The sequence below is a fragment of the Streptomyces sp. NPDC023481 genome (assembly GCF_055560195.1).
Genome location: NZ_JBVHJE010000001.1, coordinates 796,015 through 821,373, shown reverse-complemented (window position 1 = coordinate 821,373; position 25,359 = coordinate 796,015). Strand labels below are relative to the sequence as shown.

The following is a 25,359-nucleotide window of genomic DNA, read 5'->3' as shown; positions in this document are numbered from 1 at the left end:
TACGGCGCAATAGATCTTCGTGTAACGATGCCGAAACGTTGGATTGGGGCGGGGGGATGTACGCATTTCGACACACCACCGTCCGCATATCGAACTCCTTGCCCGAATTGCCCAGTTGGTCCGAAGTGAAGCACGGATTGATTACGGCGCGCTACCCGCGTAGCTACAGAACGATCAAGAGCGAGTAAAGAAGGTAAAGAGACAACCAAGGCGGCCGAGAATTTATTGACCTTGAATGAATTGCGTTGAAAAAGTCCGGCGTAGCCCGTAGGGGAGCGCCCTGCGGAGCCTTGACCCACAAGGCACGGAGCATCATGACCCCCGCAACCCCTTCCCCGGCCGCTCCACTTGAGGTGGCCGACGAGGACAACGCCGCATCGGCGAAGCCCGGCAGCCCCAAGGGCGGCGAGAGCCGTTCTCCGGGACGGCTGGCCTGGACCCGCTTCAAGCGGGACCGTACGGGCGTCATATCCGCCTTCGTGGTGATCTTCTTCTTCGTGGTCGGCGTCCTCGCGCCGCTCATAGCCAAGATGTACGGCAAGGACCCGTACACGACCTACGGCATGAACACCCCGGGCCTGCTGAACGAGTTCAACTTCCCGGTCAAGCCCAACGGCGGCATCAGCTCCGACTTCTGGTTCGGCATCGAGCCGCAGCTCGGCCGGGACGTCTTCACCTTCCTGCTGTACGGCATCCGCAACTCGCTGCTGATCGCGACCGCCGCGGCCCTGCTGACGACCCTCCTGGGTGTCGTCATCGGCATCAGCGCCGGCTACCTGGGCGGCAAGACGGACTACCTCGTCGGCCGCGTGATCGACATCCTGCTGGCCTTCCCGCAGACGCTGTTCTTCATCGCCTTCTGGCCGGTGGTCATGGCGATCTTCGTCTCTTCGGAGGAGAACACCCCGGTCTGGCTGATCGTCACCAGCCTCATCCTCGTGATGACCGCCTTCGGCTGGGCCTCCATCGCCCGTCTGCTGCGCGGCGAGGTCCTCGCCCTGCGCGAGCGGGAGTTCGTCGAGGCGGCCAAGGTCACCGGCGCCTCCCCGGCCCGCATCATCTTCAAGGAACTGCTGCCCAACCTGTGGACGCCGATCCTGATCCAGTCCACGCTCCTGCTGCCCACGTACGTCACGGCGGAAGCGGGCCTCGCGTTCGTGGGCGTCGGCCTCTCGGACCCCACGCCGGACTGGGGCGTGATGATCCAGAACGGCGCCAAGTACTACCAGGACGACATCACCTTCCTGCTCTTCCCGGGCCTGACCATGGTGATCTTCGTGGTCGCCTTCAACCTCCTCGGCGACTCGGTCCGCGACGCCCTGGACCCCAAGACCAAGCGCTGATGCGTCATCCCGGCCACGGCGACGGGGCCCGGCCGGGGTTCCAGCACCACTTCTTCCCTTCAGCAGAACAGGCCAGCCATGTCCTTTTCCCGCAGAAACTTCCTGATCGCCACCTCTGTCGCGGCCGCGGGCTCGACGGTGCTGTCCGCGTGCAGCAGCGGTAACGCGGGCGGCAGCGGCGGCACCCCGAGCGCCGGCGCCACGTCGTACACCGGTGCCAAGGTCACCATCGGCACCGCGGCCGACTCCACGGGCCCGGCCCCGGAGATCCCCGGCGCGAAGGCGGGCGGCACGATCTACGGCCTGGCCCCGGACGACTTCTCGCACCTGGACCCGCAGCGCATCTACTTCGCGTACAACTCCACCGTCGCGCTGCTGCTGCACCGCTGCCTGACCGGCTACAAGATCGACGCGTCCGGCAAGCAGAAGCTGGTCGGCGACCTGGCCACCGACGCCGGCAAGGCCTCCGACGACAACAAGACCTGGACCTTCACGCTGAAGGAGGGTCTGAAGTGGGAGGACGGCAGCGAGCTGACCGTCGACGACGTCCGCCACGGCTTCGAGCGCGCCTGGGCGCCGTTCGTCACCGAGGGCGCCGACTACGCCCAGCGCGCGCTGACCGGCAAGGGCGGCAAGTGGCGTGACGCGTACGAGGGCCCGTACAAGGGCAAGCACCTCGACTCGATCGTCACCGACAAGGCGAAGCGGACGATCACCTTCAAGCTGGCCGAGTCGAAGCCGGACTTCAACTTCACCCTGGCCATGCACTCCTACGCCGCGGTGCCGGTGAAGCTGGACACCAAGGAGAAGTACGACAAGAAGCCGGTCGCCTGCGGCCCGTACAAGATCAAGGCGCACACCACCGACAAGTCGATGGTGCTGATCCGCAACAAGAACTGGGACCCGAAGACCGACTCGATCCGCAACGCCTACCCGGACGGCTTCGAGTTCACCTTCGGTGTCGAGACGCTGGACGGCGTCGACCGCCTCATCTCCTCCCAGGGCAACGACGCCTACGGCGTCTCCATCTACAAGGGCGTGCCCGCCGAGCGCATCCAGAAGGTCCTCACCGACCCGGACCTGAAGAAGCGCTCCTTCAACGGCCTGCTGACCGGCACGTACTTCTACTGGATCAACACCAAGCGGGTCACGGACCTCAAGGTCCGCCAGGCCCTCATCCACGCCTGGCCGCTGCAGCAGATCCGGCAGATCTACGGCGGCCCGTCCGCCGGTGACTTCGCCTCGTCGATCCTCAGCCCCGACATCATCGGCTACCAGAAGACCGATGTGTACAACAAGCTGCAGAAGCCGCAGGGCGACCCGGAGGCCGCGAAGAAGCTGCTGAAGGAGGCCAACGCGCTCGGCCGGAAGATCGTCTACGCCTTCCCGCAGGACCCGACCTACAACAAGACCAAGGTCGTCATCGAGAACGCCCTGAAGGCGGCCGGCTTCACGCCGATCATCAAGCCGCTCGAGTCCACGGCGTACTACGACCAGGTCCAGCAGATCGACAACACCTACGACGTGATGTGGGGCGGCTGGTCCCCGGACTGGCCGACCGCCTACACGATGATCCAGCCGCTGCTCGACGGCGACGCCATCGGCAACGGCAAGAACAACGTCTCGCAGACCGACGTCAGCTGGCTGAACGATGCCATCAAGAAGAACGCGGTCATCCCGGACCAGCAGGAGGCCGGCAAGGCCTGGGCCGCGCTGGACAAGCGGATCATGGAGGAGGTCGCCCCGATGATCCCCGAGACGTACCAGCGTCGCTTCTACGTCTACGGCAACAAGGTCGGCGGCGCCCAGTTCGACCCGAACTTCTCCGCGACCCTGCTGTACAAGACCTTCGTCAAGGCCTGACGTACGGCCCCCTAGGCGGGGCGGCCCAGGTGCCGCCCCGCCGTCTCACCCCCCTACGGCATCCGTCAGGAAATCCCAACTGCCATGTTCCGCTTCCTCGTCCGCCGGATCCTCGGCGCCGCGGTGATTCTGCTGATCATCAGCGCCCTGGTGTTCGTCCTGTTCTACGCCGCTCCGCGCGACCCCGCCCGCATCGCGTGCGGCAAGGTCTGCACCCCTGAGACGCTGGCCCTGGTGCGGAAGAACCTGGCGATCTCCGACCCACTCCCCGTGCAGTACTGGGAATGGCTCAAGGGCCTGTTCGTGGGGCGGGACTACAGCTCGTTCGGGCACTGCAAGGCGCCGTGCCTGGGCTTCTCCTTCCAGAGCCGCGAGCCGGTGCTGAACACCATCCTGGACCGCTTCCCCACCACGGTCTCGCTGTCCCTGGGTGCCGCCGTCGTCTTCCTGTTCTTCGGTGTCGGCACGGGCATGCTGGCCGCCGTCAAGCAGGGCAAGGCCCTGGACAAGGTCGCCAGCTCCGCCTCGCTGATCGCGTCCTCGATGCAGATCTACGTCGTCGGTGTCTTCGCCACCTACCTCCTGGTCGACCAGATGCATCTGCTGGACCGGGCCAGCTACACCCCGATCACGGACGACCCGGGCAAGTGGTTCTCGGGCCTGCTGGTGCCCTGGCTGGTGCTGTCGCTGATCTTCACCGCCAACTACACCCGTATGACGCGTTCGCAGATGGTGGAGTCGCTCAGCCAGGACTACGTCCGCACCGCCCGCGCCAAGGGCCTGTCCCGCCGCACGGTGTTCTTCCGCTTCGCCTGGCGCGGCGCCATGGGCCCGATCGTCACCATCTTCGGTCTCGACCTCGGTGTGCTGCTCGGCGGCGCGATCATCACCGAGTCGACCTTCAGCCTCCAGGGCCTCGGCATGCTCTCGGTGAAGGCGGTCCAGAACAACGACCTGCCGGTGCTGCTCGGTGTCATCATGGTCGCCGCCGGCGCGATCGTCGTCTTCAACATCATCGTCGACACCGTGTACGCCCTGATCGACCCGCGCGTGCGCCTCGCCTAAGGAGAGACCCATGAGCACTCCCTTCCTCTCCGTCCGCGACCTCAAGGTGCACTTCTCCACCGAGGACGGCATCGTCAAGGCCGTCGACGGGCTCTCCTTCGACCTGGAGAAGGGCAAGACCCTCGGCATCGTCGGCGAGTCCGGCTCCGGCAAGTCCGTCACCAACATGGCGATCCTGGGCCTGCACGACCCGCGCAACACCGCTCTCGACGGCGAGATCCTGCTCGACGACAAGGAGCTGGTCACCGCCTCCGAGAAGGAGCTGGAGCGGCTCCGCGGCAACAAGATGTCGATGATCTTCCAGGACGCGCTGGCCTCGCTCTCGCCGTACCACACCATCGGCGCGCAGATCGCCGAGACGTACCGCAAGCACACCGGCTGCGGCAAGCGCGAGGCCCGGGTCCGCGCGATCGAGATGCTGCGCCGGGTCGGCATCCCGCAGCCGGACGTGCGGGTGGACGACTACCCGCACCAGTTCTCCGGCGGTATGCGCCAGCGCGCGATGATCGCCATGGCGCTGGTCTGCGACCCCGAGCTGCTGATCGCCGACGAGCCGACCACGGCCCTCGACGTGACGGTCCAGGCGCAGATCATGGACCTGCTGAAGGACCTCCAGCAGGAGTTCGGCACCGCGATCATCTTCATCACGCACGACCTCGGTGTCATCGCGGACATCGCGGACGACGTCCTGGTGATGTACGGCGGCCGGTGCGTGGAGCGCGGGACGAAGAAGGAAGTGCTGCGGGACCCGAAGCACCCGTACACGCTGGGTCTGCTCGGTTCGATGCCGGCGCTGGACGGGCCGGTCGACGTACCCCTGTCGCCGATCCCCGGTTCGCCGCCCTCGCTGCTCAACCCGCCGTCCGGCTGCCGCTTCCACCCCCGGTGCACGTTCGCCGACAAGGTGTCCGGCGGACGCTGCTCCAGCGAGCAGCCCGCGCTGGAGATCGTGGACGGGCGGGGTGCGGCCTGCCATCTGACGCCGGAGCAGAAGCGCGAGTTGTTCACCGACTACGTCGCCGCCCGCACCCACTGACGGATTTCAGACGGGACTTCACCACCATGAGCAGCACCACCCCCCTCCTGGACGTCTCCGGGCTCACCAAGCACTTCCCGATCAAGGGCGGCTTCCCCATCAAGCGGACGGTCGGCGCCGTGCAGGCCGTCGACGGTCTGGACTTCCAGGTGGGCGAGGGCGAGAGCCTGGGCCTGGTCGGCGAGTCGGGCTGTGGCAAGTCGACCACCGGCCGGCTGATCACGCGCCTGATGGAACCGACCGCCGGCCGGGTCAGCTACCGCGGGCAGGACATCACGCATGCCGGCCGCAAGGAGCTGGCGCCGATCCGCTCCGAGATCCAGATGATCTTCCAGGACCCGTACGCCTCGCTGAACCCGCGGCAGACGGTCGGCAAGATCATCTCCGGTCCGATGGAGATCAACGGCATCAACCCGCCCGGCGGCCACGAGAAGCGCGTGCGCGAGCTGCTGGAGACCGTGGGCCTGAACCCCGAGCACTACAACCGTTTCCCGCACGAGTTCTCCGGCGGCCAGCGCCAGCGCATCGGCGTGGCCCGCGCCCTCGCCCTGGAACCGAAGCTGATCGTCGCCGACGAGCCGGTCTCCGCCCTGGACGTCTCCATCCAGGCGCAGGTCGTCAACCTGCTCCAGAAGGTGCAGCGGGAACTGGGCATCGCGTTCGTCTTCATCGCCCACGACCTGGCGATCGTCCGGCACTTCTCCCAGCGCGTCGCGGTGATGTACCTCGGCAAGATCGTCGAGATCGCCGACCGCGACGACCTGTACGGCAACCCGCGCCACCCGTACACACGGGCCCTGCTGTCCGCCGTGCCCGAGGCGACGGTGGACGAGGAGCCGCGGGAGCGCATCCGGCTGGTCGGCGATGTGCCGTCGCCGATCAACCCGCCGTCCGGCTGCCGCTTCCGCACCCGGTGCTGGAAGGCGACCGAGAAGTGCGCGACGGAGGCCCCGCCGCTGGTGCAGGTGGCGGGCAACAAGCCCGGTCACCTCACGGCGTGCCACTACCCCGAGACGACGGACACCGTGCCCGCCCCGCGCCTGTCCAAGGACCCCGAGGCGGCGGCCTGACACACCCCTTTCCGTCAGCCGCCCCCTTGCGGAGCGGACTTTCACCGGCCCATTGACCCGAGCCCATGAACGTCCGGTCCAGGGGAAGAGGGCCCGCGCCTTTCGAGGCGCGGGCCCTCTTCATCGTTCCGGCCCGGGTTCCGGATCGCCTCAACAGCGCTGCGGTGAGAAGCAGTTCGGGAAGCGGCCGTTCCTGACGCGCCGTTCAGCATCCTGTGTCAGACTGCCGCGGTGGTGGATCACGTCTATGCCGATCTCTCGCTGGCCGCGCTGTACGACAGCCTCAACCCCTGGGGACCGGGTGACGACTTCTACCTCGGGCTGCTGCGGCGGGCCGGGGCCGTGCTGGACATCGGCTGCGGCACCGGGCAGTTGCTGCGGCGGGCCCGGGCCGAGGGGCACCGGGGGCGGCTGACGGGCCTGGATCCGGCCGCCGCGATGCTGGTCCAGGCGCGCCGGGCACGCCCCGACGTCGAGTGGGTCCTCGGCGATGTACGGGTCCGGCAGTGGCGCGGGGAGTTCGACCTCGTCGTGATGACCGGCCACGCCTTCCAGGAACTGCTGACGGACGACGACGTCCGCGTCTGCCTGCACGCCGCCCGCTCGGCCCTCCGCGACGGCGGCCGGTTCGTCTTCGAGACCCGCAATCCCGCCGCCCGCGCCTGGGAGCGCTGGACCCCGGACCGCGTGCACGAGATCACCGCCGCGGACGGCACGCCGGTGCGGGTGTGGCACGAGGTCCAGCCCGCGGGCCCCGCCCGGGACCGCGTCCACTTCACCGCAACCTACGCCGGCCCCCACTGGCCCACCCCCCAGGTCCACCACAGCACCCTCCGCTTCGTGGACGCCGGGACCCTGAACACCTTCCTGGCGGAGGCGGGCCTGTCCGTGACCGAGCAGTACGGCGACTGGGGGCGGGGCGCGCTGACCCCGGCGTCCCCGGAGATCATCACGGTGACCCGACGGGCCTAGTCAGCGATACCCCCGCGTCGACCACGCGGCCGGCGGGCTCACGCCCGTACCTGAGTGGTGCCGGCATCGAGAACGGCGCCGTCGGCCCCGCGTTCCGGCGCCCGCCCGGACGGAGCGCAGCCGGAGCTAACCCTCCGTCTCCAACGCCGACAGCGCCGGATCCAGCACGATGTCCTCCTCCCGGGCCTGCGTCGTCGGGTCCTCCGGGAAGTGGCAGGCCGTCAGGTGGCCGTCGTGGTTGCCGGAGATCTGGACCAGCGGGGGTTCCTCGGCCGCGCACTTGTCCTGTGCCTTCCAGCAGCGGGTGCGGAAGCGGCAGCCGGAGGGCGGGGAGATGGGGGACGGTACGTCGCCGGCGAGGCGGATGCGCTCGCGTGCGGGCGCCTCGCCCTCCGTGAGGGTGACCTCGGGGACGGCGGACAGCAGGGCGTGGGTGTAGGGGTGGCGCGGGCGGGTGTAGATGGAGTCGCGGTCGCCCACCTCGATGATCTTGCCGAGGTACATGACGGCGACGCGCTGGGAGAAGTGCCGTACGACGGCCAGGTCGTGGGCGATGAAGACGAACGCGATGCCCAGTTCCCGCTGCACCTTCTGGAGCAGGTTGACGACCTGGGCCTGGATGGAGACGTCCAGGGCGGACACCGGTTCGTCGGCGACGATCAGCTTCGGTTCCAGGGCGAGGGCGCGGGCCACGCCGATGCGCTGGCGCTGGCCGCCGGAGAACTCGTGCGGGAAACGGTTGTAGTGCTCGGGGTTCAGGCCCACGGTCTCCAGGAGTTCACGTGCCCGTGCCTCCCGGCCACCGGGCGGGTGGATGCCGTTGATCTCCATCGGACCGGAGATGATCTTGCCGACCGTCTGCCGCGGGTTCAGCGACGAGTACGGGTCCTGGAAGATCATCTGGATCTCGGAGCGGATCGGCGCGAGCTGCTTGCGGGTGGCGTGGCTGATGTCCCGGCCGCGGTAGGTGATCGTGCCCCGGGTCGGTTCCATCAGCCGCGTGATCAGCCGGCCGGTGGTCGACTTGCCGCAACCCGACTCGCCGACCAGGCCGAAGCTCTCCCCCGCGCGCACGGTCAGGTCGAGGCCGTCGACGGCCTGGACCTGACCGACCGTGCGGCGGATGGGGAAGCCGCCCTTGACCGGGAAGTGCTTGACCAGCCCCGAGACCGTGAGCAGCGGCTCCGCCGCCGTGTCGTCGCCGGTCTCGCGGGTGGCGCCGAGGACGAGGTCCTCTTTCATGACGGCTCCTCCTAGCCCAGTCGGGGCCTGATCTCTTCGACGAAGATGGTTCGTTTCTGCTCCGCGCTGAGATGGCAGGCCGAGGAGCGGTCCGGCGCCAGCAGGGGGCGCTCGGTGGTGCAGCGGTCGCCGTCGACCCGGTCCCGGAAGGTGCACCGGGGATGGAAACGGCAGCCCGACGGCGGGGTGAGCAGGCTCGGCGGGGTGCCGGGGATCGGCGAGAGCGGGGTGCCGAGGTCGGAGTCCAGCCGGGGCATCGAGTTCAGCAGGCCCCAGGTGTACGGGTGCTGCGGCGAGCGGAGGACCTCGTCCACCGTGCCGCGTTCCACCGCCCGGCCCGCGTACATGACCATGATGTCGTCGGCCGTGTCGGCGATGACCCCGAGGTCGTGGGTGATGAAGACGATCGCCGTGCCGAACTCCCGCTGGAGGTCCTTGAGCAGATCCAGGATCTGGGCCTGCACGGTCACGTCCAGGGCCGTGGTCGGCTCGTCGGCGATCAGCAGGTCCGGGTCGCAGACCAGCGCCATGGCGATCATCGCGCGCTGGCGCATACCGCCGGAGAACTGGTGCGGATAGTCCCGGACGCGCTCCCTGGGGTTGGGGATGCCGACCTTGCCGAGCATCTCCACGGCCCGTTCCCAGGCGGTCTTCTTCGAGGCGCCGGTGTGCTTCATGTACGGCTCGGCGATCTGCCGGCCGATGGTGTAGAAGGGCGACAGCGCGGTGAGCGGATCCTGGAAGATCATCGCCACCCGGTTGCCGCGGAGCTTCTCCATCTCCTTCTCGGTGGCGGTGATGAGTTCCTTGCCGTCGAGGACGATCTCCCCGTCGACCGTCGTGAACAGCGGGTCGTGCAGCCCGAGGATCGTCAGGTTGGTGACCGACTTGCCCGAGCCCGACTCGCCCACGATGCCGAGGGTCCGCCCGCGCCGTAGGTCGAAGGAGAGGCCGTCGACGGCCTTGACCGGGCCGTCCTCGGTGGAGAACGTCACCTGGAGATCGCGCACCGAGAGGAAACCGTCCGGCCCGGCCGGGGCCGGTGCGCCCTCGGCCTTGGTCACTGTGGTCACGATGGCTGGTTCTTCCTAGGAGAGCCGGATACGCGGATCGATCCACGCGTAGGTGATGTCGGTCAGGATGTTGATGACGAGGATGAAGAAGGCGCCGAACAGCATGACCCCCATCGTCAGTGGCAGGTCCTTGTTGACCGCGCCGTCCACCGCGAGCCGGCCGATCCCCTGGAGGGAGAAGGTCAGTTCGGTGACGACGGCGCCGCCCAGCATGGAGCTGACGTCGATGCCGAGCACGGTGACGATCGGGATGAGCGAGCCGCGCCAGGCGTAGCGCAGGAAGACGTACTTGCGTGACATGCCCTTGGCGCGGGCGGTGCGCACATGGTCCTCGGCGAGCTGCTCGATCATCGACGAGCGCGCCATACGGGTGTACTGCGCGGTGAAGATCGTGGCCATCACGCACACCGGGATCGACATCCCGACGAACCAGCCGACCGGGTCCTGGGTGATCGGCACGTACCGGGGGTCCTCCATCCAGCCGGTGCCGTAAACCAGGATGGTCAGCACGACCGGGCCGAGGAAGTAGATCTGGAAGGAGCTGAGCACCATGGACGCGCCGGTGGCGACCTTGTCGACCATCGTGCCGCGCCGGTAGGCGGCGATCATTCCGGCGCCGACGCCGATGATGAGGAACACGACCGCTCCCCCGGCGGTCAGCGTGAGGGTCAGCGGGAACCGGTCCATGATGGTGCTCCAGACCATGTCCCCGGAGTAGAACGACACGCCCAGGCAGGGGGCGGGGCAGTGCCCGGTCGGGAAGTCACGGCCCGTCACGATGCCGGTCATGAAGTCCCAGAACTGCTGGGCCAGGGGCAGGTTGAGCCCGAGGGCCTCCCGGATGTCCGCCAGCCGCTGGGGCGAACAGTCCTTGCCGCAGGCCAGGGAGGCGTAGTCGGAGGGTGCGGCCACGAAGAGGAAGAAGGTCGCCGCCCCGATGAGGAAGAGCGTGACGAAGGCGCCGACCGTGCGCCGGAGTATGAACTGAAGCATGGCGGGCTGGCTGCTCTCTGCGACAGACGGTGGGTGGGGTGCGCTCGGAGCGGGGGCGCGCCCGCGGTCCGGGCGCACCCCCGTCGTCAGCCGCGGGTCACGACGTCAGATACAGCCTGTTGATGTCGATGAGGCTGGACACCGAGCCGTAGCGGGCACCGCCCACGTGGGAGCCGGAGATCTGGAACTGCTTCGTGTACCACAGCGGGGCCGCCGGGACGACGTTCTCCAGCAGGTAGTGCTGCGCTTCCCGCCAGGTCTTCGCCGCCTGGGCCGGCGGCTGCGTCACCGCCTTCTTGATGAGGCGGTCGACCGTCGGGTCCTTGACGTGCGAGTAGTTCGCGGAGCCGTCGAAGACCTGCGAGCCGTCGTAGATCGGCGTGACGACCGTGCCCGGCGACGGCCAGTCCTGGCCCCAGCCGGTGATGTACATGTCGTACGGGTTGTTCACCTTGCCGATCTGCTCGTAGTAGCTCGCCGAGTCGACCTCCTTGGCCACGACGTCGAAGCCGACCTTGGTCAGGGCGTCCTCGATGGCGACCTTGCGCCGCTGGCCCGGCTCGCTGTTGGCGTAGGCGAAGACGACCTTCTTCTCGGCGGCCGGGACGCCCTTCAGGATTTCCTTCGCCTTGGCGATGTTGCCCTGCGGGGTCTTCAGGCGGCCGTAGGGGTCGTACCCCGCCTCGTAGCCGGGCAGGGTCGGCGCGAAGTAGTTCGGCGCGACGTCACCGCCGTAGGCGCCGCCCTCGCCGGCGATGAGGGACTTGGAGTTGACCGCGTAGGTGATGGCCTGGCGGACCTTCTTGTCCTTGACCCGGTCGAGGTTGAAGGTCAGCGTCATGACGAAGGGCTGGTAGCCCTTGACCGTGCGCTTGCTGGCGTCGGGGTTGTTGATGACGTCCTGGATCTGGGTGGCGTCGACGCCGCCGGTGAGCTGGATGGCGTTCCTGTTGTCGCCCTCGTCCGCGATCAGCCGCTTGGTCTGGGTGGACTCGGTGACGCCGAACTGGAAATTGAAGCCGTCGACGTACTGGTGGCGCACGGAGTCGGTCTTCGGGTCCCAGTCGGTGTTCTTCACCAGCTTCAGGGTCTTGCCGGCCTTGTTCTCGGCGATCTTGTACGGTCCGGTGGCCACCGGCTTCTTCTCGTACCGCTCCTTGGTGTCGCCCTTCGCCGGGACGACGGCGTATCCGGCCATGGCGAGGGTCTGCGGCAGGTCCGGGCGCGGCTGGTCGAAGTGGAAGACCACGGTCTTGTCGTCCGGGGTGTCCAGGACGGAGGCCGGCAGGTGCTTGCCGTCGAAGCCGCCGCCGGGCAGGGCCTTGCGGTAGTCGGCGCCGCTCAGCCAGGTCTGCAGGTAGGTCGGGCCGTCGAAGATGAACTTCGCGTACTGGCGCTCGATGGTGTGCCGGACGTCGGCCGAGGTGATGGGGTTGCCGTTCTCGTCCTTGACGCCGTCCTTCAGGGTGTAGGTCCAGGTCTTGCCGCCGTCGGTGGACTTCCCGGAGTCGGTGGCGAGGTCACCGGCGACGGACACGTTGCCCTTGTCGTCCTCCTGGAACTGGGTCAGCCGGCGGAAGAGCAGGTTGGCGACCTGGGTGGCGTCGGAGACGTAGATCTGGCCGGGGTCCAGGTGGGACAGGCCGGCCTCCTGGTAGACCGTGATCGTGCCACCGGGTCTGGCACCGGGCACGTCCTTGGCGGGGCCGGTCGATCCGGCGGCGTCGGCATAGGTGACCGCCTTCGACTGGACCGCCGCCTGCTTCTGGTCCTTCTTGGTGTCCTTGCCCGAAGAGCCGCCCTCGTTCTTCGAGCAGGCAGTGAGAGCCAGGGAGCCGGCCGCGAGGGCGATCACGACGGCGCGCGCTCCGCGGGCGCGTTGAGACATCATGTGGCGAATCCACCTACCTGTCGTTTGTTATCCGTGAGATCTGCCGGGCGCCGGCCGCGCGGGCCGGCGGGGGCGGCAGCCACCCCCCACCCAACGGACGCCCTATCGCCCGGACTTGGGGTCGAACGCGTCCCGTACGGAGTCCCCGAGGAGGTTGAAGCACAGGACGAAGATCACCAGTGCCACCCCGGGGAAGAACATGAACGCCGGGTCCTGCTCGGCGTACCGGGCGCCGGCGGCGAAGAGGCGTCCCCAGTCGGGTGTCGGCTCGACGAACCCGACGCCCGCGAAGGACAGGAAGGCGATGCTGAGGATGGTGCTGGGCAGTTGGTACGTGAACTGCACCAGGATCGGGGTGACGACGTTCGGCAGGATCTCCTTGCGTACGATCCGCCACGGCGAGGCGCCCGAGACCCGGGCCGCCTCCACGAACTCCCGTTCGCGCAGGGAGAGTACGGTCGACCGCACCAGCCTCGCCATGCCCATCCAGCCCAGCAGCCACAGCACGATGAGCATGGCCAGGGCGCGGAAGTAGGTCGGCGTCTCCTCGCGGGGATTCACGAAGAACGACGTCACCACGGGCATGAAGGCGATGAAGAACAGCTGTTGCGGGAAGGAGAGGAAGAAGTCGGTGCCGCGGCCGATCCAGTAGTCCGTACGACCGCCGAAGTAGCCCCCGATCAGGCCGATCACGACACCGGTGACCATGACGAGGACGGTGATGCCGAGCGCCATGAACAGTGAGGTCCGCATGCCGTAGAGCAGCATGGCGTAGAGGTCGCGGCCGTACTGCGGTTCGACGCCGAACCAGTGGGCGCCCGAGACGCCCCCCAAGTAGCCGAGCGGCAGCCCGAACTCGTCGAGGACGGGCTTGTCGGCGTAGGTGGGGTCCTGGCCGTACAGGGTGTACGGGTCGGTGCCCGGCAGCTTCACCAGCAGCGGTGCGAGAAGGGCGACGGCGAAGTAGCCGATCACCACCACGGCGCAGATCACGCCCGTGCGGTCGCGTTTGAAGCGCAGCCACATGAGTTGGCCGGGGGACCGGCCCGCGAGCGTGACGGCCTGGGTCCTCGTCTCCGGCCCTGGTGCGCCGTCGACGACGACCGAAGCACCGCCGCCCTCTATATCGATAGGACTTGTCACGGTTCGTCCGTTTCACAGGTATGAGTGTGAGAGGTGCCCGCGTACTCCGAGGACGCGCGTGACCGCAGTCGGACGCGCGTGGTTACTGGGGTTCCCTCCTCATGACTCCGCGTGTTCACCAACGAGAGGGGGTTTCCGTCCACCCTCCGACACCCCTGACGGAGGGTGGGACACCCCCTGGTGCTCGCGAGTCGGCGCTGTCCCCACAGCGCGTGACCCATTGACCCGAGCGCTGCTAACTATCTGCCATGGGTCGACCACCGACCACTGCCGGTAGATCTCAATTCAGTCACAGCTCGCGCCCAGTCCTTCCAAAATCTGGACAAACTGTTCGCCGGAAGAAGGCGCGAAACGGACGTGTTACATGGGTATCGGGCAACGATCTCCGCAAGCCGGACATGACGCTCCCGAAAACGGGTTGCAAAAAGCCCGGATGCCCCCACCGTGGGGGACACCCGGGCTCAAGTGCCGGAGGATCAGCCGTGCTTGGCGCGGCTCGCGGCGCGGGCCCGCTCCCTCTGGTCGAGGTTGACCTTGCGGATGCGAACGGCCTCCGGGGTCACCTCGACGCACTCGTCGTCACGGCAGAACTCCAGGGACTGCTCCAGCGACAGCTTGCGCGGCGGCACGATCGACTCGGTCACATCGGCCGTCGAGGACCGCATGTTGGTGAGCTTCTTCTCCTTGGTGATGTTGACGTCCATGTCGTCGGCGCGGGAGTTCTCGCCGACGATCATGCCCTCGTACACCTCGGTGCCGGGCTCCACGAAGAGCACGCCGCGCTCCTGCAGGTTCGTCATCGCGAACGCGGTGACGGCACCGGAGCGGTCGGCGACCAGGGAGCCGTTGTTCCGGGTCTGCAGCGTGCCGAACCAGGGCTCGTGGCCCTCGTGGATGGAGTGCGCGATACCGGTGCCGCGGGTCTGGGTCAGGAACTCGGTACGGAAGCCGATCAGACCGCGGGACGGCACGACGAACTCCATGCGGACCCAGCCGGAGCCGTGGTTGGACATGTTGTCCATGCGGCCCTTGCGGACGCCCATGAGCTGCGTGACCGCGCCCATGTGCTCCTCGGGCACGTCGATCGTCATGCGCTCGACCGGCTCGTAGACCTTGCCGTCGACCTCCTTGGTGACGACCTGCGGCTTGCCGACCGTCAGCTCGTAACCCTCCCGGCGCATGGTCTCGACCAGGATGGCGAGCGCCAGCTCACCACGGCCCTGCACCTCCCAGGCGTCCGGCCGCTCGGTCTCCAGCACCCGCAGGGAGACGTTACCGATCAGCTCGCGGTCCAGGCGGTCCTTGACCTGGCGGGCGGTGACCTTGCGGTCCTTCACGGCCGTCTTGGCGTCCGCGCCCTTGCCGGTGCCGCCCCGGCCGACCAGCGGCGAGGTGTTCGTACCGATCACCATGGAGATCGCCGGCTCGTCCACCGTGATCAGCGGCAGCGGGATCGGGTTCTCCGGGTCGGCCAGCGTCTCGCCGATCATGATGTCCGGGATACCGGCGACCGCGCAGATGTCACCCGGGCCCGCCTTCTCGGCCGGCTTGCGGGTGAGCGCCTCGGTCATCATCAGCTCGGAGATGCGGACGTTCTGCACGGAGCCGTCGCGCTTGATCCAGGCCACCGTCTGGCCCTTGCGCAGCTCGCCCTGCTCGACGCGGAGCAGCGCGATACGGCCGAGGAAGTTGTCGGCGTCCAGGTTGGTGACGTGGGCCTGGAGCGGCGCGTCCTCGTCGTAGGTCGGGGCCGGGATGTGCTCCAGGATGGTGGAGAAGAACGGCTCCAGGCTGTCGCTGTCGGACGGGACCGTGCCGTTGTCCGGCTTGGTCAGCGAGGCGATGCCGTCACGGCCGCAGGCGTAGACGATCGGGAACTCGATCTGCTCCTCGTCCGCGTCCAGGTCGAGGAAGAGGTCGTACGTCTCGTTGACGACCTCGTCGATCCGGGAGTCCGGGCGGTCCGTCTTGTTGATGCAGAGGATGACGGGCAGACGCTGCTGGAGCGCCTTGCGCAGCACGAACCGGGTCTGCGGCAGCGGGCCCTCGGAGGCGTCCACCAGCAGCACGACACCGTCGACCATCGACAGACCGCGCTCGACCTCGCCGCCGAAGTCGGCGTGGCCGGGGGTGTCGATGATGTTGATCGTGATCGGGTCCCCGCCGTCCTTGGGGTGGTACTTCACCGCCGTGTTCTTGGCGAGGATCGTGATGCCCTTCTCACGCTCCAGGTCGTTCGAGTCCATCATGCGGTCGTCGACCGAGTCGAGCTGGTGGGCCGCGAACGCGCCGGCCTGCTTGAGCATGCCGTCGACGATGGTGGTCTTGCCGTGGTCGACGTGAGCGACGATGGCGACGTTGCGGATGTCGTGACGCGTTGACGACGCAGTCATAAGCTGCCGTACTCCCGGAAGTGTGAGGATCGCCCTGCGCGTACGACTGTGTCGCGCGGGCCCTGCCGGGCTGGACACGCCACGGCCTCACCCCATGGTACGTGGCCTTTTCCGCGGGGGCTCGCCGGGCCGCTAGCCCTTGCGCGGCGCGGGCGGCACCTTGGCCCCCTTCTTCAGGAACCCCATGTCCTCGTAGACCGGGGTCTGGAACCCGAACGCACCCGTGTTGACCAGGGTTTTCCGTACTCCCACCAGCTCAGGCCGCTGGTACAGCGGGATGGATCCCGCCGCCGCCCAGATCCGGGAATCGGCCTTCCGGATCAGGTCGCGTGCCTCGTCCTCGTCCAGCGTGGTCGCGGCCTGGTCGAAGAGCTGGTCGACCTGGTCGGTGCCGACCCGGGTGTAGTTCTGCTCGACGTTGACCGAGCCGTCCGCCGCCACGACCGGCTTGGCGTAGACCGGCCGGGCGTCGGTCGCCGGGAAGGCGGAGGCCGGCCAGGAGTACAGGGCGAGGTCGTAGTCGCCGGCGGCGATGTGGTCCTTGAAGTAGCTCTCGTCCGAGACCTTGGTGATCGTGGTCCGGATGCCGACCTGCTCCAGCATCGCCGAGATCCGCTCGGCGACCGAGTTCAGGGTCTCCGAGCCGGGCCCGGAGGGCAGGACGAAACGCAGCGCGAGCGGCTTGCCGTCCTTGGCGAGCGGCCCGGCCGGCGCGGCGGCCGGGGCGGCCGTGCCCTTCGGGGCGTACGCGCCGGGCGCGCCCCCGTGCTTGCCCTCCTGCGCGAGGTGCTGGTCGCCGTGCTCGCGCCGGTCGTCGGCCGACGCGTGCCGCCCGGCCTTGCCGTCGCCGTCCGCACCGCCCTGGTCGCCGGCCGGCCCGTCGCCGTGGCCCTTGCCGTCGTCCTCCCCGACGATGTACTCGCCGTCCTTGCCGCCGTTCGACACGTCCTCGCCGTCGTGCCCGCCGCCGTGCTCGGGGCCGGCCGCCTTCTCGCCCTTCTTCTGCTCCTTGAGCGGGCCGCCGCGCACCCAGCCGGCGTCGGCGAGCAGCGCCTGCGCCTCGCCCGTGTCCTGGCCGCCGATCGCGCCGCTGCCGTCGGCGTAGTCGGCCTGTCCGGCCAGCGCGAGGTGGCTGCCGACCGGGACGGCGGGCAGTCCCAGCGGGGTGAGCACCAGCCGGGCCAGCTCCACGCGGTCCAGGGCGCGGGCGACGGCCCGGCGGACCCGTTCGTCGGCGAGCGGGCCGGTGGCGCCGTTGAGGGCGAGCTGGGTGTAGGCGGGCTCCAGGGACTTACGGACCTCGACGCCCCGCAGCGCCTGCTGACGCTCCAGGTAGCGGGTGATGGCCTTGCGGAGCTTCTTCTGGCCGGCGTGCACCTGGTCGGAGTCGAAGCCGTGGGCGAGCGCCCAGACCCGCAGCTTCTTCACGCCCGTCTTGCCGCCGGCGCCCTGGAGCGGGGTGGACGTGCCCTTCTCCCGGTTCGCCAGGCCGATCCGCTGCGCGTCCGCGGGATCGACGTCGGCGAGGTCCACACTGCCGTCGGCGAGCGCGACGGCCCGCTTGTCGCGGGAGACGGCGTGCAGCACGATCTCGTTGAGCTTGGCGGGCCTGCCCCACCAGCGCGGGTTGCGGGTGAGGACGACGTCCTTCTTGGCGGTGTCGACCTTCTCGACCTTGAAGGGCCCGGCGGTGACCTTCAGCTTGCGGCGGGCGCCGTCGTTGAAGGCGTCCGGGGTGCCCATGACGTCCTTGGGGTACAGCGGGGAGAACAGCGATCGCCAGTCGGCGTAGGGGCGGGAGAAGGTGACCCGGACCTGGAGGTCGTTGGCGCCGCGCTCGATCTTGGCGATCCGGTCGTAGCCGGCGTTGCGGGCGGTCCAGTAGGCGCTGTTCCTCCCGGACAGGGCGCGCCACTGGGCGGCGAAGTCGGCGGCGCCGATCTCCCGGCCGTCGCTCCACACGGCCTGCTGGTTCAGCTTGTACAGCACCACCTGGCGCGGCTCGGTCTCGATGACCTTGGCCGACTCCAGGTAGGCGGGGTCGGCCACCGGCCGCCCGGCCGCGTCCAGCCGGAACATGGACGGCAGCACGGCCTGGGCGACCCGGGTGGTGCCGGCGTCGGCGTCGGCCTGGAAGGTGTTCAGGGTCTCCGGTACGGCGTCCACGGCCCACTTCATGGTGCCGCCGTCGGCGACCAGGTCCCGGGCGACCGGGGCGACGTCCTGCGGGGCGAGCGGGGCACTGGCCTCGTCCTCGTCGGCGCAGCCTGCGAGCAGCGGTACGGCCAGCGCGCCCACGCTCAGGAAGGCGAGGGCGCGCCGCAGGTGCCGCCGGCCGGGCCGGCACGCGGTGCCGTCGTGCGGCCGCGGCTGCGCCGTGGCCCGCGCAGTTCCTCGCACCGCTTCGGGGCGCTGCCCGACACCGTCGTAGGACATCTCTGCTACCTCCGGGAAGCCACGGGCCTTATGCTCGCATTTGTCGGGATATGGAGCTGATCACGTTCGGCGGTATATGGAGCTGATCAGATCTATGCGGCCACTGAAGAGGAAAGGATCCGGCAACGGTGGGCGACACGGCGGCAACGGCCGGTAACCCCACCCGTGCGGCGCAACACACCGGGCGATGCACCCGCACGCCCCGGCCAATCGCTGCACATCCCTTCACAGCGGCGGGCGGGAGGCGCAACACTCCAAGGCGCATGAACGTTGCCGCCCATGGCCCGCCGGACCCGCGGAAGCGAGGGCAAGACATGTCCGTGCACGACGACCTCACCGCCGTACAGCGCTGCCTCGACGACCTCCACCGGTCGCTCGGCCGCCTGGAACACCAGCTCGGCAGCTCAGGCCTGGAGATACGCCGGGTCCGGCTGGACGCCGACCACCTGCGCGAGAGCGTGGCACTGCTGCGGGAGGCAGCCGCCACCCCGGACGCACAGCGCCGGCCCGACTTCGTCACCATCTCCGACACGCCCTACGACATCAGCCTGTGGACGGACACGGACGACGAGGGACTGGGCGCCCGCGACCGCCGCGCCCCCTGACCCACCCCTACCCGACCGGAGTCCTGACTTGGCCACTGGTACGGAACCCCAACAGAACAGCGGTGGCGTGCGCACCGGGACGCGCGCCGCGATCGCCGCCCCGCACCTGCGGACCGACCGCTGGTGGCTGGCGCCCGCCGTCACCGCGGCCGGCCTGCTCGCGTTCGTCGTCTACTCCACCTGGCGGGCCTTCGCCAACACCCACTACTACGCGGCGCCGTACGTCTCGCCGTTCTACTCGCCGTGCCTGGCGGAGAACTGCCGGACCATGCGCGCCGGCCCCAACGCCGACCTCTTCGGCGGCTGGTGGGGCATCTCCCCGGCCGTCATCATCCTGATCTTCCCGCTCGGCTTCCGGCTGACCTGCTACTACTACCGCAAGGCGTACTACCGCGCCTTCTGGGCCTCGCCGCCCGCCTGCGCGGTGGCCGAGCCGCACCGCGCGTACAGCGGGGAGACCCGCTTCCCGCTGGTCCTGCAGAACCTCCACCGGTACTTCTTCTACGCCGCCCTGCTGGTGGCCGGCGTGCTGACCTACGACACCGTGCTGTCCTTCCGGGACACGCACTACCGCTGGGGCCACATGGGGCTCGGCACGTTGGTCTTCCTGGCCAACATCGTGCTGATCTGGGCGTACACCCTCTCCTGCCACTCCTGCCGGCACATCGTCGGCGGCAAGCTCAAGCACTTCTCGAAACACCCGGTGCGCTACCGGGCGTGGCGGTTCGTGGGCAGGCTCAACGCCCGCCACATGCAGCTGGCGTGGGCGTCGCTGCTGAGCGTGGCGCTCGCCGACTTCTACGTCTACCTCGTCGCGTCCGGGGTCTTCGACGATCCGAGATTCTTCTGATGAGTGAGGCCTTCTGATGTCCGTGGTCGACCGGCAGGAGTGGGACGTCGTCGTGGTCGGGGCCGGCGGCGCCGGGCTGCGGGCCGCGATCGAGGCGCGCGAGCGGGGCGCCCGTACGGCGGTGATCTGCAAGTCGCTGTTCGGCAAGGCGCACACCGTGATGGCCGAGGGCGGCATCGCGGCCGCGATGGCCAACGCCAACGAGCACGACAACTGGCAGGTGCACTTCCGCGACACCCTGCGCGGCGGCAAGTTCCTCAACCAGTGGCGTATGGCCGAGCTGCACGCGCAGGAGGCCCCGGACCGGGTGTGGGAGCTGGAGACCTGGGGCGCGCTGTTCGACCGTACGAAGGACGGCCGGATCTCGCAGCGCAACTTCGGCGGCCACGAGTACCCGCGGCTGGCGCACGTGGGCGACCGCACCGGCCTGGAGCTGATCCGCACCCTCCAGCAGAAGATCGTCTCCCTCCAGCAGGAGGACTTCCGGGAGACCGGTGACTACGAGTCCCGGCTGAGGGTCTTCCAGGAGTGCACGGTCACCAGGATCCTCAAGGACGGGCAGCGTGTCTCGGGGGTCTTCGCCTACGAGCGGGAGACCGGGCGCTTCCTGGTCTTCGAGGCCCCCGCCGTGGTCGTCGCCACCGGCGGCATCGGCAAGTCCTTCAAGGTCACGTCGAACTCCTGGGAGTACACGGGCGACGGCCACGCGCTGGCGCTGCTGGCCGGCGCGCCGCTGCTGAACATGGAGTTCGTGCAGTTCCACCCGACCGGCATGGTCTGGCCGCCGTCGGTCAAGGGCATCCTCGTCACCGAGTCGGTGCGCGGGGACGGCGGGGTGCTGCGCAACTCCGAGGGCAAGCGGTTCATGTTCGACTACGTCCCGGACGTCTTCAAGGACAAGTACGCCGAGTCCGAGGAGGAGGCCGACCGGTGGTACGAGGACCCGGACCACAACCGGCGTCCACCGGAGCTGCTCCCCCGCGACGAGGTGGCCCGCGCGATCAACGCCGAGGTCAAGGCGGGCCGGGGCTCGCCGCACGGCGGAGTGTTCCTGGACGTGTCGACCCGGATGCCCGCCGAGGTGATCCGGCGCCGGCTGCCGTCCATGTACCACCAGTTCAAGGAGCTGGCGGACGTCGACATCACGGCCGAGGCGATGGAGGTCGGCCCGACCTGCCACTACGTCATGGGCGGCATCGCGGTCGACTCCGACACGGCGGCGGCCCGCGGGGTGCCGGGGCTGTACGCGGCCGGCGAGGTCGCCGGCGGCATGCACGGCTCCAACCGGCTCGGCGGCAACTCGCTGTCCGACCTGCTGGTCTTCGGCCGCCGCGCCGGCCGGCACGCGGCCGAGTACGCGCAGGGGCTGACCGCCCTGCGGCCGGCGGTGGACGACACCCAGGTCGACACGGCCGCGGCGGAGGCCCTGCGGCCCTTCTCCGCGGAGGCGGAGGCGAAGGCGGCGGGCGCCGGCGCGGCGGGCCCGCCGGAGAACCCGTACACCCTGCACCAGGAACTCCAGCAGACCATGAACGACCTGGTCGGCATCATCCGCCGCGAGGCGGAGATGGAGCAGGCCCTGCACAAGCTGGCCGAGCTGCGGGCCCGCGCCCGGCGGGCCGGTGTGGAGGGCCACCGCCAGTTCAACCCCGGCTGGCATCTCGCCCTCGACCTCAGGAACATGCTGCTGGTCAGCGAGTGCGTGGCCCGGGCCGCGCTGGAGCGCACCGAGTCGCGCGGCGGGCACACCCGCGAGGACCACCCGGCGATGGACCGGGCCTGGCGCAACGTGAACCTGCTGTGCACCCTCGCCGACCCCTCCGGCGGCCTCGCCGCGACCGACCCCTCCCGGGGCCAGATTCGCCTGACCCGCGAGACCACCGCCCCCATCCGCCCGGACCTGCTCGCCCTCTTCGAGAAGGAGGAGCTGGTCAAGTACCTCGCCGAAGAGGAGCTGTACGAGTGAGCAGCTACGAGGCCCGCTTCAAGGTGTGGCGGGGCGACGAACAGGGCGGCGGCCTGAGAGACTTCACGGTCGAGGTGAACGACGGCGAGGTGGTCCTGGACATCGTCCACCGCCTCCAGGCCACCCAGGCGCCCGACCTGGCCGTGCGCTGGAACTGCAAGGCGGGCAAGTGCGGTTCGTGCTCGGCGGAGATCAACGGCCGCCCGCGGCTGATGTGCATGACCCGCATGTCGGTCTTCGACCGGGCGGAGACGATCACGATCACCCCGCTGCGCGCCTTCCCGGTGATCCGGGACCTGGTGACGGACGTCGGCTTCAACTACCAGAAGGCACGGGAGGTCCCGGCGTTCGTGCCGCCCGCCGGCCTGGGTCCCGGCGAGTACCGCATGATGCAGGAGGACGTGGACCGCTCGCAGGAGTTCCGCAAGTGCATCGAGTGCTTCCTGTGCCAGGACACCTGCCACGTGGTGCGCGACCACGAGGAGAACAAGCGGGCGTTCGCCGGGCCGCGCTTCCTCATGCGGGTCGCGGAGCTGGACATGCACCCGCTGGACGCGGCGGCCGAGACCGGGCTCGACCGCAAACGCACCGCCCAGGACGAGCACGGCCTCGGCTACTGCAACATCACCAAGTGCTGCACGGAGGTCTGCCCCGAGGGCATCAGGATCACCGACAACGCGCTGATCCCGTTGAAGGAACGGGCGGTCGACCGCAAGTACGACCCGCTGGTGTGGCTGGGCTCGAAGATCAGGAGGCGGTCCGCAGCAGACCGAGCACCCGCCGAAGATTGAACTCCGCGATCCCCCGCATGGCCTCCCGGTGCGGGAAGTCCCCGTCGAGCAGCCGCAGCGGCCCGGCGACCAGCCCGAGGTGCATCGCCAGCCGGTACAGCGCCCCACGCTCCGGATCGAGACCGGCGGTGCGCAGCGTGTCGTAGGCGGGTCCGAAGCGGAGTTCGAGGAAGACGTGCTCCCACTCGGCGTCGAAGTACATCAGCCCCTCGATGTCGATGAGCGCCGGGTCGCCGCCCGGGGTCACCAGGACGTGGTCCGGGCCGAGCTCGCCGTGCACGAGGCAGGTGCGGGTGCGCGGGGCGACGGCGGCCCGCAGCTCCCGCACCCGTTCCGTCAGCGCCCGGCGCACCGCCCGCACCCGGGGGTCCCGGTCGGCGACGGCCTCGACGTCCCGGACCGCCCGGTCGGCGACGACCTGCTCGGGGGAGTCGCCGTACGCCGTCCCGCCCCGCTCCACCAGGGCGGCCCTGCCGTGCCCGGCGGCCGTGTACTCCCGCAGGGTGTCGAGCGTCCCGGCCAGTCGCGCCAGTGGCACCCGGGCCGCGGCGGGGTCGTCGCGCAGCAACTGCTCCAGGCTGCCGCCCCGGACGTCCTCCACGATCGCTGCGGGCCCGGGCAGGTGGACGGCGTCCTCGTCGGCGCACAGCAGCCGCGGGACGCGTACGCCGAGCGCGGTGAGGCGGTGGTGGGCCGCCAGGAACAGGCCGATGCCGGAGGCGGGCGAGAAGGTGTCGCGGGGGTCGGGCCGGGGCCCGTCCCAGTAGTCCTCCTCGGGGGACCAGACGTACGCGATCGCGGTCGTGCCGTCGTCGAGGGCGAGCCGGTAGACGCCCTTCCTGGAGCCGCCGCGCAGCCGGGTGACGGCGGTGGGGGCACGGCCGAGGGCCTCGCGGGCGAGGGGCGTGAGGTCGTCGCGGGTGAGGTGGGTGCGGGCGGGTTTCCGCCGCTCCACCGTGCGCTCACCCGGCCGGTTCGTGTCCATCCCGCCCCCCTGTCCGCCTGCTCCCCCACCCGTCCCCGTCCCGCTCGCGGTGCAGCCTACCTGCCCATACGCTCCGAAATGTGACCTTCTCCCTGGACCGGGGCCGACCCCGGCGCGCCGGCGCGCGCCTGCGGGTGCGGGTGGCGCGTGCCGTGCTGGGTGCCCCCGTGGGAGCCGGATGGCTGATGCTCGCGGTGCCGGCGGCCGAGGCCCGTGAACCGGTCGCCGTGGCCTCGGCCGCCGCGCAGCAGGGCGGGACGTCGACCGCCGACCTGGTGCTGCCGCTCGTCGCCGGGGTGGTGGCCGTGGCCCTGGCCGGATACGGCTGGCTGCGGCGCACCCGCCGGGCCCGGACCCGGACCACCCCGGGGGCCGTCTCCACCCAGCCGCCCGTGCCCAGCCCGGCCGACTCCGAGCGTCAGGCGCGGGCGGCACTGCGGCTGGCCGACGACTGCGTACGGGCCGCCGGGGAGGAACTGGCGCTGGTGCGGAAGCTGTTCGGGGAGAAGCCGACCGAGCCGTTCACGCACGCGCTGCGGGCCGCCGGGACCGAGCTGGCGGCGGCGTTCGCAATCTGGCGGCGGTACGAGGAGGGCGTACCGCGGGAGGCGGACGCCCGGCGCCAGGCGCTGGTCGGGGTCATCGGCCGCTGCGCGGAGGCCGGGCGCCGGCTGGACGCCGAGGCGGCGGCGCTGGACCGGCTGCGCGGGCTGGACACGGAGGAGGGCGGCGACCGGGGGGTGGCGGCGGCGCTGGCGGTGGCCGAGGAGCGGTTCCGGGAACTGGCGGCGCGGGCGGTGACCGCCCAGGAGGAGCTGGCGGCGCTCCGGGAGCGGTACGCGCCCTCGGCCTGCGGGCCCGTCGCCGGGTACGTCGAACAGGCCAAGGACCGGCTGCTGTTCGCCACCGCACGGCTCAACGAGGCCCGCCAGGCCGCCGACGCGGGCGACCGTCAGCGGGCGGTGCGGCGGTTGCGGGCCGGTGAGGGGGCGGTGGTCCAGGCGGGGGTGCTGGTGACCGGCGTGGAGCGGCTCGCGGCGCGGCTGCGGGAGGCGGCCGCACTGGTACCGGCGGCGCTGACCGGCGCGGAGGCGGAGCTGGCGGCGGGGCGGGGCGGCACGGACGGAACCGGGACGCGCGCGGGGTCGGCGCAGGCCGACATGGTGCTGGCGGCGGTCCGCGAGGAGCTGACGGGCGGGCCGTACGATCCGCTGGACGCGCTGCGCCGGATCACCCGGGCCGTCCAACGGCCGGACGGGACAGGCCCGGGCGTGCTGGTCACCGCGGCGCTGCTGGTGGCGCGCACGCGCGTCGACGGGGCGGAGGAGTTCATCGCCGTGCACCGCGGTGCCGTGGGCACCCCGGCCCGGGCCCGGCTGGCGGAGGCGGTACGGGAGGTGGGCGCGGGGAACACCGCCCGGGCCGACGCGATGGCCGGGGAGGCGCGGGAGCTGGCCGAGCGGGACGTACGGGCGTACGGCACCCCGTACTTCGGTTCCGAGCCGGCCGCGGCCGGTCTGGCCGGCGCCGTCCTCGGCGGCATCGTCCTCACCGAGACCCCGGACGCCGAAAACCCGGACGCCGAGACCCCGGTCGCCTACGGCGGCCCCCAGACCCGCGCCCGCCACCACGCGTGACGCGG

19 protein-coding genes are annotated in these 25,359 nt (G+C 70.0%); 11 read left to right on the top strand and 8 right to left on the bottom strand.

The features are described from left to right. Positions 1–314: 314 nt before the first annotated feature. From ACZ3ZD_RS03885 to ACZ3ZD_RS03860, 6 genes are all read left to right on the top strand, one after another. Positions 315–1,343, top strand: a complete 1,029-nt coding sequence (locus tag ACZ3ZD_RS03885) for an ABC transporter permease (RefSeq protein WP_467393114.1) — start codon at positions 315–317, stop codon at positions 1,341–1,343. A gap of 78 nt (positions 1,344–1,421) precedes the next feature. After that, positions 1,422–3,206 (top strand): ABC transporter substrate-binding protein, encoded by a 1,785-nt coding sequence (locus ACZ3ZD_RS03880; RefSeq protein WP_467393112.1) that lies wholly within the window; start codon positions 1,422–1,424, stop codon positions 3,204–3,206. Between the two features lie 84 nt (positions 3,207–3,290). Continuing rightward, complete coding sequence (locus tag ACZ3ZD_RS03875) at positions 3,291–4,271, top strand: ABC transporter permease (protein WP_467393110.1); 981 nt, start codon at positions 3,291–3,293, stop codon at positions 4,269–4,271. 10 nt (positions 4,272–4,281) lie between these two features. Further along, entirely contained in the window at positions 4,282–5,307 is a 1,026-nt protein-coding gene (locus ACZ3ZD_RS03870) for an ABC transporter ATP-binding protein (RefSeq protein WP_467393108.1), read from the top strand. A gap of 26 nt (positions 5,308–5,333) precedes the next feature. Beyond that, positions 5,334–6,377 carry an ABC transporter ATP-binding protein gene (locus tag ACZ3ZD_RS03865; protein WP_467393106.1) on the top strand — a complete coding sequence of 348 codons (1,044 nt, stop codon included), beginning with the start codon at positions 5,334–5,336 and terminating at the stop codon, positions 6,375–6,377. 231 nt (positions 6,378–6,608) lie between these two features. After that, positions 6,609–7,349 (top strand): class I SAM-dependent methyltransferase, encoded by a 741-nt coding sequence (locus ACZ3ZD_RS03860; RefSeq protein ID WP_467393104.1) that lies wholly within the window; start codon positions 6,609–6,611, stop codon positions 7,347–7,349. A 126-nt stretch (positions 7,350–7,475) separates the two neighbouring features. On the opposite strand, the gene ACZ3ZD_RS03855 is transcribed toward ACZ3ZD_RS03860, so the two are convergent. The 7 genes from ACZ3ZD_RS03855 to ACZ3ZD_RS03825 all read right to left on the bottom strand — a co-directional run bounded on the left by ACZ3ZD_RS03855 (position 7,476) and on the right by ACZ3ZD_RS03825 (position 18,520). Continuing rightward, entirely contained in the window at positions 7,476–8,591 is a 1,116-nt protein-coding gene (locus tag ACZ3ZD_RS03855) for an ABC transporter ATP-binding protein (protein ID WP_467393102.1), read from the bottom strand. 11 nt (positions 8,592–8,602) lie between these two features. Beyond that, entirely contained in the window at positions 8,603–9,664 is a 1,062-nt protein-coding gene (locus tag ACZ3ZD_RS03850; RefSeq protein ID WP_467393100.1) for an ABC transporter ATP-binding protein, read from the bottom strand. 15 nt (positions 9,665–9,679) lie between these two features. After that, complete coding sequence (locus tag ACZ3ZD_RS03845) at positions 9,680–10,657, bottom strand: ABC transporter permease (RefSeq protein ID WP_467393098.1); 978 nt, start codon at positions 10,655–10,657, stop codon at positions 9,680–9,682. A 97-nt stretch (positions 10,658–10,754) separates the two neighbouring features. Further along, complete coding sequence (locus tag ACZ3ZD_RS03840) at positions 10,755–12,548, bottom strand: ABC transporter substrate-binding protein (protein ID WP_467393096.1); 1,794 nt, start codon at positions 12,546–12,548, stop codon at positions 10,755–10,757. 102 nt (positions 12,549–12,650) lie between these two features. After that, a complete protein-coding gene (locus ACZ3ZD_RS03835) occupies positions 12,651–13,691 on the bottom strand; it encodes an ABC transporter permease (protein ID WP_467393094.1) in 1,041 nt (346 codons plus the stop codon). A 476-nt stretch (positions 13,692–14,167) separates the two neighbouring features. Next, a complete protein-coding gene (typA, locus tag ACZ3ZD_RS03830; protein ID WP_467393092.1) occupies positions 14,168–16,084 on the bottom strand; it encodes a translational GTPase TypA in 1,917 nt (638 codons plus the stop codon). A gap of 132 nt (positions 16,085–16,216) precedes the next feature. Next, on the bottom strand, positions 16,217–18,520 hold the full coding sequence (locus ACZ3ZD_RS03825; RefSeq protein WP_467393090.1) for an ABC transporter family substrate-binding protein: 2,304 nt from the start codon (positions 18,518–18,520) through the stop codon (positions 16,217–16,219). 314 nt (positions 18,521–18,834) lie between these two features. Between ACZ3ZD_RS03825 and ACZ3ZD_RS03820 the strand changes: the two genes are divergently transcribed. From ACZ3ZD_RS03820 to ACZ3ZD_RS03805, 4 genes are read left to right on the top strand one after another with little or no spacing between them, the layout of a single operon-like run. Next, positions 18,835–19,125, top strand: coding sequence for a hypothetical protein (locus ACZ3ZD_RS03820; protein WP_467393088.1), 291 nt, complete (start codon positions 18,835–18,837; stop codon positions 19,123–19,125). 28 nt (positions 19,126–19,153) lie between these two features. Continuing rightward, on the top strand, positions 19,154–19,975 hold the full coding sequence (locus ACZ3ZD_RS03815) for a hypothetical protein (protein ID WP_467393086.1): 822 nt from the start codon (positions 19,154–19,156) through the stop codon (positions 19,973–19,975). 16 nt (positions 19,976–19,991) lie between these two features. Further along, the gene (locus ACZ3ZD_RS03810) at positions 19,992–21,941 is read left to right on the top strand and encodes a fumarate reductase/succinate dehydrogenase flavoprotein subunit (RefSeq protein ID WP_467393084.1); all 1,950 of its coding nucleotides are present in this window, start codon (positions 19,992–19,994) and stop codon (positions 21,939–21,941) included. Then, positions 21,938–22,732 carry a succinate dehydrogenase/fumarate reductase iron-sulfur subunit gene (locus ACZ3ZD_RS03805; protein ID WP_467393082.1) on the top strand — a complete coding sequence of 265 codons (795 nt, stop codon included), beginning with the start codon at positions 21,938–21,940 and terminating at the stop codon, positions 22,730–22,732. Before ACZ3ZD_RS03810 ends, ACZ3ZD_RS03805 begins: the two co-directional genes overlap by 4 nt. On the opposite strand, the gene ACZ3ZD_RS03800 is transcribed toward ACZ3ZD_RS03805, so the two are convergent. Next, entirely contained in the window at positions 22,689–23,717 is a 1,029-nt protein-coding gene (locus ACZ3ZD_RS03800) for a phosphotransferase family protein (protein ID WP_467393080.1), read from the bottom strand. The two genes, ACZ3ZD_RS03805 and ACZ3ZD_RS03800, sit on opposite strands and share 44 nt — an antisense overlap. A gap of 80 nt (positions 23,718–23,797) precedes the next feature. On the opposite strand from ACZ3ZD_RS03800, the gene ACZ3ZD_RS03795 reads away from it, so the two are divergent. Further along, on the top strand, positions 23,798–25,354 hold the full coding sequence (locus ACZ3ZD_RS03795) for a hypothetical protein (protein WP_467393078.1): 1,557 nt from the start codon (positions 23,798–23,800) through the stop codon (positions 25,352–25,354). Positions 25,355–25,359 lie beyond the last annotated feature (5 nt).

Bases quoted from the DNA above. Each gene is read 5' to 3' on its own strand.
- ACZ3ZD_RS03820 (WP_467393088.1), top strand. From the start codon at position 18,835: ATGTCCGTGCACGACGACCTCACCGCCGTACAGCGCTGCCTCGACGAC.
- ACZ3ZD_RS03875 (WP_467393110.1), top strand. From the start codon at position 3,291: ATGTTCCGCTTCCTCGTCCGCCGGATCCTCGGCGCCGCGGTGATTCTG.
- ACZ3ZD_RS03840 (WP_467393096.1), bottom strand. From the start codon at position 12,548: ATGATGTCTCAACGCGCCCGCGGAGCGCGCGCCGTCGTGATCGCCCTC.
- ACZ3ZD_RS03800 (WP_467393080.1), bottom strand. From the start codon at position 23,717: ATGGACACGAACCGGCCGGGTGAGCGCACGGTGGAGCGGCGGAAACCC.
- ACZ3ZD_RS03825 (WP_467393090.1), bottom strand. From the start codon at position 18,520: ATGTCCTACGACGGTGTCGGGCAGCGCCCCGAAGCGGTGCGAGGAACT.
- ACZ3ZD_RS03870 (WP_467393108.1), top strand. From the start codon at position 4,282: ATGAGCACTCCCTTCCTCTCCGTCCGCGACCTCAAGGTGCACTTCTCC.
- ACZ3ZD_RS03845 (WP_467393098.1), bottom strand. From the start codon at position 10,657: ATGCTTCAGTTCATACTCCGGCGCACGGTCGGCGCCTTCGTCACGCTC.
- typA (WP_467393092.1), bottom strand. From the start codon at position 16,084: ATGACTGCGTCGTCAACGCGTCACGACATCCGCAACGTCGCCATCGTC.
- ACZ3ZD_RS03885 (WP_467393114.1), top strand. From the start codon at position 315: ATGACCCCCGCAACCCCTTCCCCGGCCGCTCCACTTGAGGTGGCCGAC.
- ACZ3ZD_RS03855 (WP_467393102.1), bottom strand. From the start codon at position 8,591: ATGAAAGAGGACCTCGTCCTCGGCGCCACCCGCGAGACCGGCGACGAC.
- ACZ3ZD_RS03865 (WP_467393106.1), top strand. From the start codon at position 5,334: ATGAGCAGCACCACCCCCCTCCTGGACGTCTCCGGGCTCACCAAGCAC.
- ACZ3ZD_RS03810 (WP_467393084.1), top strand. From the start codon at position 19,992: ATGTCCGTGGTCGACCGGCAGGAGTGGGACGTCGTCGTGGTCGGGGCC.
- ACZ3ZD_RS03880 (WP_467393112.1), top strand. From the start codon at position 1,422: ATGTCCTTTTCCCGCAGAAACTTCCTGATCGCCACCTCTGTCGCGGCC.